This is a genomic window from Marivita sp. NO-S04, assembly GCF_059070475.1.
Map to the genome: position 1 here is coordinate 32,190 of NZ_JBKAEE010000004.1, position 15,718 is coordinate 47,907.

Annotated in this window: 12 protein-coding genes, 3 pseudogenes and 1 other annotated feature; of the genes and pseudogenes, 8 read left to right on the plus strand and 7 right to left on the minus strand. The window is 57.6% G+C overall.

All coding sequences use genetic code 11. The features are described from left to right. The first annotated feature begins 44 nt into the window (after window positions 1-44). Together ACK3EW_RS23990 and ACK3EW_RS23995 are read left to right on the plus strand one after the other, a co-directional pair. Window positions 45-545, plus strand: a complete 501-nt coding sequence (locus ACK3EW_RS23990; RefSeq protein WP_493809938.1) for a methanogen output domain 1-containing protein — start codon at window positions 45-47, stop codon at window positions 543-545. Next, the gene (locus ACK3EW_RS23995; protein WP_493809939.1) at window positions 542-2,506 is read left to right on the plus strand and encodes an ATP-binding response regulator; all 1,965 of its coding nucleotides are present in this window, start codon (window positions 542-544) and stop codon (window positions 2,504-2,506) included. Before ACK3EW_RS23990 ends, ACK3EW_RS23995 begins: the two co-directional genes overlap by 4 nt. A 6-nt stretch (window positions 2,507-2,512) precedes the next feature. On the opposite strand, the gene ACK3EW_RS24000 is transcribed toward ACK3EW_RS23995, so the two are convergent. Together ACK3EW_RS24000 and ACK3EW_RS24005 are read right to left on the minus strand one after the other, a co-directional pair. After that, entirely contained in the window at window positions 2,513-2,737 is a 225-nt protein-coding gene (locus ACK3EW_RS24000) for a hypothetical protein (protein WP_493809940.1), read from the minus strand. Then, window positions 2,734-3,030 carry a hypothetical protein gene (locus ACK3EW_RS24005; RefSeq protein ID WP_493809941.1) on the minus strand — a complete coding sequence of 99 codons (297 nt, stop codon included), beginning with the start codon at window positions 3,028-3,030 and terminating at the stop codon, window positions 2,734-2,736. The genes ACK3EW_RS24000 and ACK3EW_RS24005 overlap by 4 nt, the downstream gene beginning before the upstream one ends. A gap of 167 nt (window positions 3,031-3,197) precedes the next feature. Here ACK3EW_RS24005 and ACK3EW_RS24010 point away from each other — a divergent pair. Continuing rightward, window positions 3,198-3,677 (plus strand): annotated as a pseudogene (locus ACK3EW_RS24010) (IS21 family transposase); the annotation flags it as partial. Between the two features lie 108 nt (window positions 3,678-3,785). Here ACK3EW_RS24010 and ACK3EW_RS24015 read toward each other — a convergent pair. After that, window positions 3,786-4,361 (minus strand): recombinase family protein, encoded by a 576-nt coding sequence (locus ACK3EW_RS24015; RefSeq protein ID WP_493809912.1) that lies wholly within the window; start codon window positions 4,359-4,361, stop codon window positions 3,786-3,788. 108 nt (window positions 4,362-4,469) lie between these two features. Here ACK3EW_RS24015 and ACK3EW_RS24020 point away from each other — a divergent pair, with 108 nt between their 5' ends. From ACK3EW_RS24020 to ACK3EW_RS24035, 4 genes and pseudogenes are all read left to right on the plus strand, one after another. Next, window positions 4,470-7,484, plus strand: coding sequence for a Tn3 family transposase (locus tag ACK3EW_RS24020; protein ID WP_493809913.1), 3,015 nt, complete (start codon window positions 4,470-4,472; stop codon window positions 7,482-7,484). A gap of 76 nt (window positions 7,485-7,560) precedes the next feature. Then, a pseudogene (locus ACK3EW_RS24025) lies at window positions 7,561-8,601 on the plus strand (IS21/IS408/IS1162 family transposase); the annotation flags it as partial. Further along, window positions 8,598-9,365 carry an IS21-like element helper ATPase IstB gene (gene istB, locus ACK3EW_RS24030; protein WP_493806540.1) on the plus strand — a complete coding sequence of 256 codons (768 nt, stop codon included), beginning with the start codon at window positions 8,598-8,600 and terminating at the stop codon, window positions 9,363-9,365. The pseudogene ACK3EW_RS24025 and the gene istB, both read left to right, overlap by 4 nt. A gap of 437 nt (window positions 9,366-9,802) precedes the next feature. Beyond that, window positions 9,803-11,037 (plus strand): IS3 family transposase gene (locus ACK3EW_RS24035; protein ID WP_493808251.1). Its coding sequence is split into 2 segments (ribosomal slippage): window positions 9,803-10,103 and window positions 10,103-11,037, totalling 1,236 coding nucleotides; the frame shifts between segments, so codons are not numbered across the junction. Continuing rightward, window positions 10,090-10,206: a sequence feature (AL1L pseudoknot), on the plus strand. (Overlaps the previous gene by 117 nt.) A 40-nt stretch (window positions 11,038-11,077) precedes the next feature. Here the strand turns inward: ACK3EW_RS24035 and ACK3EW_RS24040 are convergent. The 3 genes and pseudogenes from ACK3EW_RS24040 to ACK3EW_RS24050 form a co-directional block, all read right to left on the minus strand. Next, a pseudogene (locus ACK3EW_RS24040) lies at window positions 11,078-12,148 on the minus strand (ISNCY family transposase); the annotation flags it as partial. Window positions 12,149-13,289: 1,141 nt separating this feature from the next. Next, complete coding sequence (locus ACK3EW_RS24045) at window positions 13,290-13,826, minus strand: hypothetical protein (protein ID WP_493809942.1); 537 nt, start codon at window positions 13,824-13,826, stop codon at window positions 13,290-13,292. Between the two features lie 12 nt (window positions 13,827-13,838). Beyond that, a complete protein-coding gene (locus tag ACK3EW_RS24050) occupies window positions 13,839-14,840 on the minus strand; it encodes an arginase family protein (RefSeq protein WP_439119524.1) in 1,002 nt (333 codons plus the stop codon). A gap of 114 nt (window positions 14,841-14,954) precedes the next feature. Here ACK3EW_RS24050 and ACK3EW_RS24055 point away from each other — a divergent pair, with 114 nt between their 5' ends. Next, window positions 14,955-15,143: a PLDc N-terminal domain-containing protein gene (locus ACK3EW_RS24055; protein ID WP_493809943.1), complete on the plus strand. Its 189-nt coding sequence runs from the start codon at window positions 14,955-14,957 to the stop codon at window positions 15,141-15,143. A gap of 59 nt (window positions 15,144-15,202) precedes the next feature. Here the strand turns inward: ACK3EW_RS24055 and ACK3EW_RS24060 are convergent, their stop codons facing one another. After that, complete coding sequence (locus ACK3EW_RS24060) at window positions 15,203-15,661, minus strand: hypothetical protein (protein ID WP_439119522.1); 459 nt, start codon at window positions 15,659-15,661, stop codon at window positions 15,203-15,205. Between the last annotated feature and the right edge of the window lie 57 nt (window positions 15,662-15,718).

Here is a 15,718-nt window from a genome sequence, read left to right on the forward strand (position 1 = left end):
CCCACATCAGAGAGGTTTGCGCACGCAACAACGCGAGATGGTCTATGCCGTCACATTGGACGCACGAACTCAATCAAACCGGGTTTTACCGGGAAATGATCGCAAGCCTGACAAGCGCGCTTGAGCGCGTTGTCGGTTACGCTGATGCCGAGGGATATCTTGCCCTTGTCGGCTCGGAAATGGGGCAGGATCTGTATGCCGCCTATTGTTCCGATGCCGGATTGTCGGACCTGCCGGCTGAGAAAATCGCCGAGGTTCTGGTCGATCTCAAGACACATATCGATGGAGGGTTTTCAGTTGAATCCATCGAAGATGGAAAAATCACCCTGGTTAATTCCCGATGCCCATTCGGAGAAAAGGCGCTTGGTCGTCGATCGCTTTGCATGATGACTTCGTCGGTATTCGGAACGATCAGCTCTCAGGTGGCCGGGCAGGCGAATGTCGAAATCCAGAAATCCATTGCTGCGGGAGATACATGCTGCCGCGTTGTTGTTTACCTCAATCAGCCCGAAGCACCCGGGAAAAGATATTTCGCTCTCGTATGACACAGGGCTCCGAGCATATTCAGATCATTTGTGATTTCATTCGCGATGCTTCTGCACCGTTCATGATGATCGACGAAAACGGCGCCTGCCTTTTCGAAAATCATGCCATGCATCAGTTGGATGTTTCTGGCGCGCTATCACTTTATTTCGAGAGCGATGTGGGGCAAGCCATGCTTAAGGCGGGATTGCATCAGAGTACGCCGCTGCCGTTTTCCTTCATGGGGCCAAAGGGCCGTGAGTTGGCCAATATCCGCCGGATCACCACGGCCTCGGATGCGTGCTTGCTGCTGGTCAAGATCCGGCAAAGCAAAAGGATGGCCACCTTTACCATGGCCAGCCAATCCGAAGAGGGCGCAGCACTGCAAGCCTATCACAAGCGCCAGATGGGGGATCGTTTCGAGGCGTTTTTCAAGACGGCGCAGGACGGCAATGCCATCCTGAACCGGAGTGGAGAGTTCGTACATGCCAATGCGGCCCTGCAGCGCCTGACCGGCATTGCAACGGAGACTTGTGCGGAGTGTACGCGGACCGCCTGCACCATATGCCAAAGAACGTTTCTGGATCTGATCTCGGCAGAATCAGTTGAGGCCCAGGTCATCGATCCCGAAACCTCTCGGGTCGATCTGTCCAGGATCACACCGTCGAAATTCGATGCAACGCTTCGGGGCGCGCATCGCGATATTCCTGTCTCTATCACTTTGACATCGAACGAGTCGGAGAGTTGTCCGGAATTTTTCCTGACTGTGCGCGACCTGACGGAATCGCAGCGTTTTGCCGAGGTCAAGAAACTCAATTCCGAACTCGACATGGCCAACAAGGCGATGGACGAATTCAACCGCCTGATGTCGCACGAGATGCGCGCGCCGCTGTCGAAACTGGTGTCTATCGCGGAAAATCTACGCAGTTTCGGCAAGCTTGGTGCCGAGGCCGACCCCTATGTCACGATGATTGAAGAGGCGGCAAAGGATGCGCTTCTGCAGTACAGTTCCATTCTCAGTCTGAGCCGGGGCAGCAAGCGTGAGATCGTGCATTTCCGTCCCGCAGAACTGATTGATCGGCTGATGCGCCAGCACGCTCTGATCGCAGAACATCATCAGGTTCACCTGAACGGGACCGTCACCGGCAACAGCCAAACCTCGGTGCCGGTCGATGCGACCGACGTGTTCCTGATCATGACCAACCTGGTGTCGAATGCGCTCAAGCATACAAAGGCCGGGGATGAGGTGCTGTTTTCCATCGTTGTGCTCGAGGACAGCCGGTCGCTCCAATTGCAGGTCCGGGATACCGGAACCGGGATTTCCGAAGCGCTGCGTCCGCGCATCTATGATGCTTTTGTCACCACCGCCGCCGAGATGGAGATCCAGTCAGGGGTCGGTGTCGGATTGGCGCTGGTCAAGCGGGCTGTCGAGATCCGCAAGGGCACCATCGATTTCGCCACCGAGCTTGGCAAAGGCACCACGTTCACCGTCACGCTGCCCTTTGCCGACGGCGCAGTGGCGCAGGTGGTTCCGGACGATGCGGCACCGGCGCCAGAGACCCCGACGCTTGTTCCCGGTGATACGATCCTTGTTGTCGATGATGACATGGTCAATCTTCAGATTCTGTCCGCGCGGCTCACGGCCTATGGCTATAAGGTTCTGACCGCCTCAGGTGGAACCGGTGCCCTGCGCATCCTGAAGGCGTCGCAGGACAGCTGGCCGAAACTGATCTTTATCGACCGCAACATGCCTGATCTGAACGGTTTGGAAACCACGCGGATCATCCGCAGCCGGTTCCGTGACAGGGAATGCTTCATTTGCGGGCTGACGGCTTATGTCGATCAGGAGATTGTCAGGGACATGACGCAGGCCGGGATGGATTGTGTCGAGCAGAAACCCCTGAGCGCGGCGACGCTGGAGACCTATCTCAAGCCGGGGCCAAGCGCGGCACCGCAGACGCTCAGAGAGGTCCGGCGCGCCTGAGCCGGATCAGCTGTCCTGTGCGCGGCGCATGCGCCAGAGACCAACCCCGAAGCCGACGCTGCCAAGCCCGCAGATACCCAAGCCGATGGCGATCGGTGACGGGACAAGTCCGCTGATCCGCACCGCCCAGTCGGGCTGCAGATACAAGGCTACAATCACCGCCCCGGCACAGGTCAGAAACCAGCGCAGCCTGCTGCATGTGCTGCATCGCGATGCGGTCTGGCCGATCATACCGGCCGTTTCCGGGCGCGTTCGGTGTTCAGATAGATCAGTTTCGCCTTTTTCTGCACCGCCTGCTTGGCAGATCGGTCCAACAGCACGTCGATGGCCCGTCGGACGGCCAGCAGCGCATCATTGAGCACGACCACCCGCTCGGAGGCGTCGCCCTGCATCAGGTCGGTGCCGCCGATAAGCGCGATCACTTCGTTGCGCAGGGCGTGGTCTGCACCGGCGATCCGCGACAGGTCATCGGCTTCGATGGCCGAGTCCAGATTGGCGATCAATCGATTCATCCGGGCAGCCATGCCTGGATCCGTCATATGATTGTGAGGTGCCGTCATTCAGAGGCCATCTGGAAACGGCGGTGCAAAATTAGGCCATGGTAGCGGCGGGATAGTCTCGCTGCGGGCGGAGTAAAATCCTGCCACTTTTCCCTTCTTGCATCGGCAGGGAGGGCGGGGAGATCTATACCGTGGAACTTTACAAGAAGGTTCGCTTGGCGTGTTCCGAGGGCATGAGCGCGCGGGCGGCGGCGAAGCATTTCAACATTTCGCGTGGGACGGTTGATAAGATGTTGGCCTTTTCGGTGCCGCCTGGCTACCGGCGGGACAAGCCGATCAGGCGGCCGAAGCTGGACGGGTTCACCGAGTTCATTGACGCCTGGCTTGAAGCCGACAAGGTCGTGCATCGCAAGCAGCGTCATACGGCCAAGCGGATATGGGAACGGCTTCAGGCCGAGCACGGCTTCACCGGAGGCTATACGATCGTCAAGGATTACGTGCGTGATCGCGAGCGGCGGACCCGGGAGATGTTTGTGCCGCTGGCTCATCCGCCGGGCCATGCTCAGGCCGATTTTGGCGAAGCGGTTGTCGTCATCGGCGGTGTCGAGCAGAAGGCGCACTTCTTCGTCATGGACCTGCCGCACAGCGATGCCTATTTCGTCCGGGCCTATCGGGTCTATCGGCATAAAGGTACGTGAGGTCCCATAGGAATGTTCGTGTTTTCGGTCCCTTTGAATTTGGGGGGCGACGGATCAGTCTGGCGTGGTTCGTGAGGTTTCCTACTTGATCGCGTCATAAAGTGCGGTTTTGCCAACTTTGATGCGGGCCGCGGCCTCTCGAACCGTCAGGCCTTTTTCGATCAGCATTTTCGCCCGCGCCAGTTTTTCAGGAGTGACGACAGCCTTGCGTCCGCCTTTTCTTCCGCGCGCGGCAGCGGCACTCAGGCCAGCGCGCGTTCTCTCTCGGATGAGGTCGCGTTCGAACTGGGCAAGGGCACCGAACAAATGAAAGACGAGTGTGCCCCCGCTCGTTGTCGTGTCGATGCCTTCAGTCAGAGATCTGAATCCGACGCCGCGCTGGTCAAGATCGCGAACCGTATCAATCAGGTGGCTCATGCTGCGCCCGAGACGGTCGAGCTTCCAGACAATCAGAGTGTCGCCGGAACGTAGGTGATCGAGCGCTTCATTTAGTCCAGGCCGATCCGTTTTGGCTCCAGATACACAGTCTTCAAATATTTCGGCGCAACCGGCAGCCTTCAGAGCGTCAACCTGTGGGGCCAGCGATTGATCGGCCGTTGAGATGCGCGCGTATCCGATCGGCGCAACTAATTCTGCAGTCTTTGTCCGTTTTTCCATCCGTCAATCATCTTGTCCGACATTCCGTTGTCAAGCCATATTGCCGGACAACAAAACACGGGGCCGTCAAACGACCGTTTCCCGGACACCACTATGACGGAGAGCCTCATGCCCCGAATGCAAATCCTGTCATCCTCCGAGCAAAAGGCGTTTGACAAGCCGCCGGTATTCGACTTCCGCGAGCGCAAACGATGTTTCGATTTGCCAAAACCCTTGTTGGACATCGCAACCAAGTTGCGTTCACCCGCCAGCCAGATCGGCTTTCTGGTGATGTGCGCTTACTTCAAAGCGGCGAAGACGTTCTACGATCCTCGCGATTTTCACGCCCCGGATATTGAGGCGGCAGCAAAGCTTCCCGGGCTCACAGGATCGGAGTTCTCGCCAGCAGCCTACCCCAAACAGACCCGCGCGCGCCATCGTAATCTCATTCTGGATTTCTATGGCTTCATGCCATTCGGGCGGAAAGCCAGGAAAGACCTGATCGCCGAGATTGCGACGATGGCGCGAACATATCTGAAGCCGCACCTGATCTTTGATCGATGCGTGGATTATTTGATCCAGCGGCGCATCCAGGTTCCCAGATCGGGTGTTTTGCTTGAGTTGATCCGATCCGGATTGCAGATCCGCAAAGTAGAACTCATCGCGCTGATGAATGCACATCTCACCGATGACGCGCGCGCCTTGCTGGACGAACTCTTCACGACCCCAGACGATCAGAACCGGTATCGCCTGACCCTGTTGAAGAAGCTGTCGCAGTCGGCAAGACCGACGAAGATTAAGGAAGCCATCACTGACTTTGAGACGCTCGCCGATTTGCATGGCCAGCTTTCCGACCCTCTATCGGCGCTCGATTTGGGGGCTGCCGGCATTCGATATTTCGCGGGCAGCGTTCAGCGCTCACGGTTGTTTCAGCTCAAGCAACGCGCAGACAATGACCGGCGTATCCATGCCGCTGCTTTTGTTGCCCATCAGCTTTACCGCACGCACGACAACCTGATCGATCTCTGGCTCAGCGTCACGGCGACCTTTCACGCAAAGGCGACGCGCGATCACAATGATTGGCTGCTGGAGAACCGGTCAGCACAACAAAAGCAGATCAAGTCTGTCATCAATGACCTGGACACATCTGTGTTTGGCCTGTTGCGCGACATTCGCGGCGTGACCAAGGCGGATGGAATATCGGACACCCAGAAAGTCAGCACAATCCGAGCCTTGCTGGATAAAGGTCGGTTCAGCGCATTCGAGCAGCTGAAGGATGATCTTTCCGCAACCGCGCGGGATGAAAGCTGGTTCGATGTGCTTGAGGCAGGGTCCTTGCGACTACAAAATCGCCTTAGTCCCATCCTTCGCGCGATCATGTTCGACCGGAACAACCGGGCCGCCAGTCTCATCACCGCCATCGACCGGTTCAAACACAACGATGGCGTGGTCGGGCTAGGGGCGCCAACGGAATTCCTCAACACAGACGAGCGGGCAGTACTGATCCGCAGTGACGGAACATTCCGAACCTCGCTCTACAAGGTCTTTCTGTTCCAGCATGTTGCCGCCGCCATCAAATCCGGCGATCTCAACCTCTCGCAGTCCTATAAATACCGCCCCATGGACGCCTATCTGATTGATCCGGACAGGTGGAGGCGAGAGAAGCCGGAGCTGTTGGAACGGGCCGGATTGGCCGAGTTTGCCGACCCGGAACCCGTTCTGGCAACCCTCCGGAAGGCGCTGACACAACAATATCAGCGTACGAACGCCAATGCTGCTGCCAATCCACACTTGAAGCTACGTGCCGATGGCACCTTCCACATCGCTACCCCGGCAGCCGGGGCTGATGGCATCAGCCCAACCAATGAACTGTTCCCTCAACGGCACGATGTACCACTGGCACAAGTACTTGAGACGATCAATAATCACTGCGGGATGCTCGGCGCTTTCGAACACTGGCAGCAGACCCACATCCGTCAGGCTGTACCCCGCCCCGCACTCCTGGCCGGGATCATGGGCCTTGGATGTGGAATCGGCGTTCGCAAAATGGCAAGGATCTCGTCTCGCGTGACCGAGGGCGAACTGGAACATGTCGTCAATTGGCGGTTTTCTCTCGACAATATCCGCGCCGCGAACGACGCTGTGGTCAAAGCCATGGATGAGATGGACCTGCCCAATATCTATCGAAACGAGGCGGACAAGCTGCATACCGCCAGTGATGGACAAAAGTTCGAGGTGCGCGGCGAAAGCCTCGCTGCCAGCCGGTCGTTTAAGTATTTTGGCCAGGGGCAAGGCGTCAGCGCCTACACATTCGCCGATGAACGCCACATCCTCTGGCATTCCCTTATGATCAGCGCTGCCGACCGGGAAAGCGCGTTCGTGATCGACGGCCTCATGTGCAATGACGTCGTCAAGAGCAACATTCATTCCACCGACAGCCACGGCTATAATGAAGCCATCTTTGGGATGACGCATCTGCTGGGCTTTTCCTTCGCCCCACGGATCAAAGGTATTGGAAAACAGACCCTCTACATCTTCAAGCCGGACCGGCCAAGGGATCATGATTGGATCATCGCCCCGGACAAAACCATCAATGAGACCCTGATCCGCGAGAACTGGGATGCGCTTCTGCGCCTCGTCGCCACCATCAAACTCAAGGAAAACACCGCGTCCGACATCTTCCGGCGACTCAATTCCTATTCCCGCCAACATGCGCTCTATCAGACTCTGAAGGCCTTCGGACAGATCATCAAATCGCTGTTCATCCTGCGCTATGTCGATGACCTTCCCCTGCGTCAGGCCATCGAACGCCAGTTGAACAAGGTCGAACTCGCCAACCGCTTCACCCGCGCCGTCGCCGTCGGCAATCCCCGCGAGTTCACCCAAGCCGAAAAGGAAGAACAGGAGATCGCCGAAGCCTGCAACCGGCTGATCAAGAACTCCATCATCTGCTGGAATTATCTCTACCTCGCTCACCAACTCCAAACGGCACCGGACGAGGAAGCCAGGAAGGAACTCAAACGCGTCATCGCCGCACACGCCCCAATGGCCTGGGCACACATCAACATGCTCGGCGAATACGACTTCTCTGATGACAAACTCCGTGACGCGCTCGGAATCCTTCCCCTGAAATCAGCCGCATGACAGATCGCCAAAATCAGGGGGACATAAAACAGGAAAAATCACAATAAATTAGCCGCCTATACCGATCCCTGTGGGACCAGACGTTCCTTTATGCCGACGAACCCCCTATCCAGCGGCGACGGCGGAGGCCTGGATAGACGGCCATGTCCGCGCGTTTGACTTCTTCGGCGGGGTGCCGCAGTCGGTGCTCTACGACAACGACCGCTGCCTGGTGTCGAAGATCCAACCGGACGGCACGCGCATCCGCGCCGCGCTGTTCAGCGGCTTGCAGTCGCATTACCTGTTTCGGGATCGCTATGGTCGGCCCGGGAAGGGGAACGACAAGGGCGCTGTCGAGGGGATGGTCGGCTACGCCCGCCGCAACCACATGGTGCCGATCCCCCACTTTGCCAGTTGGGACGATTTCAACGCAGACCTTGAAGGGCAGTGCCGCGCACGCCTGACGCGCATTCTTCGGGGTCACAAGGAGACGATCGGTGAGAGGTTGCAGCGCGATCTGGTCGCGATGCGCCCCCTGCCTGCCGCCCCGTTCGACGCCTGCGACCAAGCGGGCGGCAGGGTCAGCTCGCAGTCTCTCGTGCGCTATGACACCAACGATTACTCGGTCCCGGTCGCCTATGGCCACCAGGATGTCTGGATCCGCGGCTATGTCGATGAGGTCGTGATCGGCTGTCGCGGGGAGGTGATCGCCCGACACCCGCGCTGTTACGATCGCGAGGACATGATCTTTGATCCGGTTCACTACCTCCCGCTGATCGAGCGCAAGATCAATGCCTTGGACCAGGCCGCACCCTTGGCGGAATGGGACCTGCCCGAAGAGTTCCAGACTTTGCGCCGCCTGATGGAGGCGCGCATGCTCAAGATGGGGCGCCGCGAGTATGTGCAGGTGCTGCGTCTGCTCGAGACCTTCGAGATGGATGACCTGCATGCCGCCGTGAAGAAGGCCCTGAAGCTGGGCGCGGTCGGCTTCGACGCCGTGAAGCACCTCGTGCTTTGTCAGGTGGAGAAGCGCCCCCCGAGGCTTGATCTCGATGTCTACCCCTACTTGCCGCGGGCGAATGTCGAGACGACGCGGGCGGCCAGCTACATGGCCTTGATGTCGGAGGCGGCGGAATGACCGAGGCCCCGAAGATCCTGCTTGCCCACCATCTGAAGACGCTGAAGCTGCCCACATTCTTGCGGGAGCACGAGAAGGTTGCGCGTCAATGCGCCGCCGAAGGACTGGACCATGTCCAGTTCCTGTCGCGCCTCGTGGAACTGGAACTCATTGACCGCGAGCGGCGGATGGTCGAGCGCCGCATCAAGGCCGCGAAGTTCCCGGCCACCAAAAGCCTCGACAGCTTCGACTTCAAGGCGATCCCGAAGCTGAACAAGATGCAGGTGCTGGAACTGGGGCGTTGCGAATGGATCGACCGGCGTGAGAACGTGATCGCCCTCGGGCCCAGCGGAACCGGCAAAACCCACATTGCACTGGGCTTGGGACTGGCAGCCTGCCAGAAGGGCATGTCTGTCAGCTTCACCACCGCCGCCGCGCTGGTCAACGAGCTGATGGAGGCGCGAGACGAACGTCGGCTGCTGCGCGTCCAGAAGCAGATGGCTGCCGTGAAGCTGCTGATCATCGACGAGCTCGGATTCGTGCCCCTGTCCAAGACCGGCGCCGAGCTGCTTTTTGAGATGATCTCCCAGCGCTACGAGCGCGGCGCCACGCTGATCACCAGCAATCTGCCCTTCGATGAATGGACCGAGACCTTCGGCACCGAGCGGCTGACCGGCGCGCTCCTCGACCGGTTGACCCACCACGTCAACATCCTCGAGATGAACGGCGAAAGCTATCGCCTCGCGCAAAGCCGCGCACGCAAGCCCGGCGAAAACATCAACTGATCCAAAGCCCAGACTTGGACCTGACGGTCCAAGGCGGCCAGTCACCCGCCAGCTACATGGAGAGCGCGGCTGACTGGCCGCCGCTCATCACCCGCGTCCCGCGTAAACCCAAAGTGGCCCAGTTTTGCGCCGCCCCGTGGCCTAATTTTACTCCGCCGTTGACAGTTCCGCTCATCCTCTCATCAGTTTGCGAGGAGAGTGACATTCCTGAATTGCTCATGGGTGACATTATCGCTTTGCGCGTACATCTAATGTTGCAACCAAGTAGAAATGTCACCGGTTTTGCAAAGTAGAAATGTCACCAAATGCGCTGAGGGGAGCAAGGCTTTTGAGCCCGGAGACTTCAACTATCGCAGGGCTGAAAAGCCTTGCGGCGATCAGTGAAAGTGAACCGCCCCGGGTTTACCGGAGAGTAAAACACTCAAAGGATGAGCCCTATGACAAAGCAGAGATTCACCCCCGCCTATCCGGCCGAGCTTCGCGAACGCGGTGTTCGGATGTTTCGAGAGAACCGTACCGATTATTCCAGCGATACGGCCGCCTATAAGGCCATCGCGCCGAAGCTTGGCTGTTCGCCGGACAGTCTGCGGGTCTGGTGTCAGCAGGCCGAACGCGATGCCGGGCAGCGGGCCGGTCTGACAAGTGCCGAGAAGGATCGGATCAAGGAACTTGAGCGTGAGGTCCGTGAACTGCGCCAGGCCAACGAGATCCTGAAGAAGGCCAGCGCATATTTCGCAGCGGCGGAGCTCGACCGCCCATTCCGCAAATGATCGCGTTCATTGATGATCACCGTTGTGTCCATGGTGTCGGGCCGATCTGCCGGGTTCTGGGGATCGCACCATCGACTTATTACGCCTTCAAGGCCGTGGAGCGTGATCCGGATCTGGCATCGGACCGGGCCAGGCAGGATCAGCTGGACATGGCTGCGATCAAGCAGGCCTTCGAGGGCAGCCGGGGCCGATATGGCGCGCGCAAGGTCTGGCACCAGCTACGCCGCAGTGGCCATGATATCGCCCGCTGCACGGTGGAGAGGTTGATGCAGGTCATGGGATTACAAGGCGTTGTGCGGGGCAAGAAGGTGATCACCACCAACCCCGATACGGCACAACCTTGCCCGCACGATAAGGTAAACCGAGCCTTCGTGGCGGACATGCCAAACCAGCTTTGGGTCAGCGACTTCACCTATGTTTCCAGCTGGCAAGGAATGGTCTACGTGGCTTTCATCATCGACGTCTTCGCCCGCAAGATCGTTGGCTGGCGGGTCTCGACCTCGATGACGACTGGTTTCGTCTTGGATGCCCTGAACCAGGCCATCTGCCAGAGGGCGCCGTCTGAGGCTGACAAATTGATCCATCACAGTGATCGTGGCAGCCAATACCTGTCGATCCGATACACCGAGCGGCTCGCAGAGGCCGGCATCGATACCTCGGTCGGAAGCGTCGGCGATTCCTATGATAATGCCCTCGCCGAAAGCATCATCGGCCTGTTCAAGACCGAGGTCATCAAGTTCCTCGGCCCCTGGAAGTCGGTCGGTCAGGTCGAATGGGAAACTCTGAAATGGGTCGACTGGTATAACAACACCCGCCTTCACAGCGCCGTCGGTTACATCACGCCACAAGAAGCAGAGGAGGCATTCTACGCAAGCTTGAACGCTGACGAAAAAGCAGCCTAACTATTGAACCAGAAACTCTCCGGTAAACCCGGGGCGGTTCATAGGTGTCCACATATTTGCCGACCAGACCGCGCGTGAGGTCGTTCTCTTCGAGCATGATGCGCTTGCGCTCATAGGAAAACGTCAACTGCTTGCCGACATAGCGGTTCTCACGCCAGCACAAAACGTCCGCAAGACGATCCGGTTCTACGTTAAGAGCACGGTGCAGATTGTCTGATTTGGCCGGAGCTTTGGCGAATTTGGCGTTGTGACGCTCTTTGAACCCCTGCAGATAGGCGTTTCCAGCCTCCATGTCAGAAATATCCGCCAGGCGGAGCTCCTTGACCAACCTGTCCTGCAATGTTCGGTTCGCGCGCTCGACACGACCTTTGGCTTGGCTCGAATTGGCGCACAGAATCTCAATGTTCAACTCGCTCAAGGCGCGCCCAAACTGGGTCATTCGCGCGCCGCCCTTAGCGTCTTCCTTGGCCACGCGAAATACCGTGTGCTTGTCGGAATAGAATGCAACAGGGCGCCCATGGGTTTGCAGATAGCGCTCCAAAGCCTCGAAATAGCTGAATGTACTTTCCGACTTCACGAACCGCAGCTCCATCAAGGTGCTGGTCGCGTCGTCAATAAAAACCAGTAGAGTGCAAGGCGGCGCGCGGTCTTCAAACCAACGATGATCCGAGCCATCGATCTGAATCAACTCGCCATAGCATTCCCGGCGCAGGCGCGGTCGATGAAACTGGCGGCGCTGTTTGCGGGACAGCCAAAGGCCATCCTCAACCATCCACTTGCGCACAGTCTCGCGCGAGACTGTGAGCCCGTGATGTTCGGACAGCATCTCAGCCGCAAGCGTCGGCCCGAAGTCAGGATACTGTTCTTTGATGACGCTCAAAGCATAGTCGCGTTTAGCCGCGTGGATTTGATTGTTTGGCGAACGCCCCCGCGACTTGTGCCGGAGCGCTGAAGCTCCGTCCTGACGATACCGCTTCAACAGTCGGAATATCTGCCGACGCGTCAGGTCCAACATGTTCGCCGCATTGTCGACGCTCAGCCGACCGTCATCGACCTGCGCCAAAACCTCAACCCGGTTCAACTCGCGCTCGCTCATCAATACCCATCCCATGTCCGCTCATCCTCTCATCAGTTTGCGAGGAGAGTGACATTCCTGAATTGCTCATGGGTGACATTATCGCTTTGCGCGTACATCTAAGTTGCGCATAATGCGTTTTATGTAATTTCATTACCGTAGGGTGCGTGATCTCACGCACCTTTTTCGTATGTCGGGTGGTGCGTGCGAGCATGTACCCTACGCTTGCTTGAGGGATATGCGATCATTCATGAAAGCTTCCTGAAAATCAGCAGAATTTAACACGCATGTGAAAGCGCATAGTTTAGCGCATTGATTTCACTATCGAAAACTTTTCCGGGTATATGTATGTTTGGGCTATCGACACTTGATGATGAATGTTCTTCACCGCTGCAGTAGAGAATGTAAGTATCAGATCTCACTGTACTTTGCGTAAAAAAATTCAACACAGAAGGGCGCTCAGGCCAAAAACGGATAAATGTGGTCCTGTCTGAACTTGTTGCAGTAACTCGGTGTACCGTTTCCAACTCAATAACTTCTGTTACACGTTTAGCTGAGAACTCAGATCGTTCGATACATGGTTTATGGTAGTCCGTTACGATTTCAAGGATACATCCGTTAAGGGAAGCTTTGGTAGTCTTGTTACTATCGTTCTTGGAAAGGATTGCTTCAATTGTGTCCTGAGCGTCTTCGAGGTTAGACGCTGATCCCTTCAATGGTAAAGCTACCAGGCAAAACGCGACAAGAATGAACTGGGCCCAATCAGTGATCATTTTTTAACCTCAGGATACTTTGCATAATATTCCGCTATGCAAAATAATTTCCCTATTTTGGGATGAAGAACTCCACCACTCTGAATGCGACTAGTACAGTCAGACTCATGCTCAAAGCGACTGCCAACGTGGAAATTGCTTGATTTGAGGCTAACCCGCTCAGCATGAACACCACCAATAAGATCGCAAAGATCGCATTAACCCATAGTAGCTTTCGAATGAGTCGAGTTAACGAATTCATGTGAGCAGCTTTGGCTTTCAAGCAGTCGCGCATCTTATCACTGAGCTTAGCTTGCAGCGCAAGAACTGGTGGGTCAAAAACGGCCCCTATTGATCCCACGAGTCTATCCCAACAGAACCAACACTTTACCGCGGTCAAAACCCCTCGCCAAAACCACTACCCCCTACGCCGACACCTCCGAGGGCCGCAGGGAGACCGAGAGCACGTCATTATGGGTCTCGCTGTCGAGGATGACATAGAGGCTCGACATGATCCTCCAGTCCAAGGGATCATGCCGCCGGATCACCGAGTAGACCGGGTAGGGCTTGCGGCGGGTCACGCCGTCGGCATGGACGATGCTGGCCACATGAGTCGACCCCACCGTGTCGCAATCGATAAAGCGGGCCTCGACCACGGTGCGCACCACGTCGACCACCTGCGTGTCGCGGTAATAGCGGCGCAGTTCATCAAACGTTTTGCGCAGCCCGGTCAGATCGCGGATCACAGAGCGTGTGTCGGCGGTCTCGATCACATGGGGCAAGCCGAAGCAGGCCGAGAACCGATCAAAATCTCCGGCAAGCAAAGCTGTTCCTGTCTCGAACAACAACAGATCAGCGATTTCTTCCGCGGCACAATCCTGTGACATGGCGATATACGTACCCCATTCCATCGCCCGTCTAATGACATTGATCAAAATCACGCGTTTCGCGTCATCCGGCAAGACAGGTTTTCCTTACCCTGCGGTAAGCGACGTCCGAACCTGTCCCACCCCTTCGGCCATCATAGAGATCATCTCGAACATCACCGCCGCCGCCGTCAGCGCGGTGATCTGGTTGGGCGCGTCCTTGGTGGGCATCATGCAGACCACATCCGCGCCGACGATGTTCATCCCCCGCACGCTGTGCAAAAGCCCCACCGCCTCGTCGATGTCAAAGCCCTTTTCACCGGGCTCGAGGTTCGACACACCGGGCGCAATGGTGGGATCGAGGCAATCCAGATCGAAGGTGATATAGACCGGCCGTCCCGCCAGCACCTCGCGCGCCTGCGCCACCACATCCGCGAGGCCACGCTGCCGAAACTCCTTCATCGTCACCACGTTGTAGCCGTAGTCGTAAGACGGCTGCAGCCAGTCCAGCGTGCGCGGATGGCCGCGCAACCCGATCTGCATCGACCGGGTCGGGTCCACCTGTCCCTGATCGGCCAGATAGGCCCCCCAATGCGCCGCCGATTTCTTGGCCCCCAGAAAGTGATCCACCTTGGTGAACACATCCGTATGGGCATCCAGATGCAGAAAACAGACCGGCTCACCTTGCGTGATCTGCCCCTTGCCCAAAGCCTGCACGATGCCACCAGTGATCGAATGGTCGCCACCGATGGAGATCGGCCGCGCCCCTGCTGCATCGATGCCTTTGTAGAACTCGGTGATGTCGGCAATGCAGGCCTCGTTGTCATTCGCCCGCGGCAAAGGCACATCCCCCACATCGACGATCCGCGCCGCCTCCCACGGATCAAGCTGGAACCCCCCATGCACCCGCCGCTGCACGCAAGACACGTTGCGCAGCGCGCGCGGCCCCAGATGCTGATCCCGCTCGGTGGTGCCATTTCCCGTCGAATGCGGCACGCCGACCAAGGCGATATCCGCCCCCTCAGGCCCTTCGTTGGGACAGCGGAACAGCGTCGGAATCCCCCACCAATAGAGGTTCTGCATCATCGAGGCCTGATAGGGATCGGACATGGGGCACCTTTCTGCCGAGCGGTTTCACCCCAGTCTAGGGCGCAGAAGGGCGCGGGAACAATATCGCGTGATCCGGGGTTTCCTTGTCAGACACACAGGAAAGGCGACCCTCACATGGAATATGGACTTCTTGGACTCATCGTCCTGATCGCGGACATCTACGCATTGGTCAAAACCTGGCAAAGCGGCGCCTCCACTGGCGCGAAACTGCTCTGGACCCTGCTGATCCTCGTGCTGCCCGTGCTGGGCTTCATCATCTGGTTCATCGCAGGCCCCAAAGGTGCAGGCCGCGTTAGCGCATAACACTCCCCAAAACAGGCCGGGCCCCGAAAGCCCGGCCTGTGTCGTCCGAGATCACATCCTCACATACGGATCGTCGAGCCCGCGTTTGGTGACAGCATGGCATTGTGGGTCTCGCAATCGAGGATGACATAAAGGCTCGACTGGAACTTCCACTCCAGCGGATCATGCCGGCGAAGCACCGAATAGATCGGATAGGGATTGCGCCGGGACACGCCATCGGCATGCACCATGCTGGTCACATGGGTCGCAGCCACCGTGTCGGAATCGAGAAACTGCGCATCTACCACCGCACGCACCATGTCGATCACCTGCATCTGCCGATAATAGCAACGCATGTCGTCAAACACCGCCCGCAGCGCCTTAGGATCGCGGATCACAGTCCGGCTATCGGCAGTCTCGATCACATTCGGAAAGCAGAAATAGGCGGCAAAATGATCGAAATCGCCCGAGAACAGGGACTTGCCCGTCTCAAAAAGCACGTGTTCCGCAATATCTTCGGCAGCGCAATCCAATGACATGGAGACCCATCACTCCATTCAATCGTCCGTCAAAACAGACCTGTCCATGATCACCCG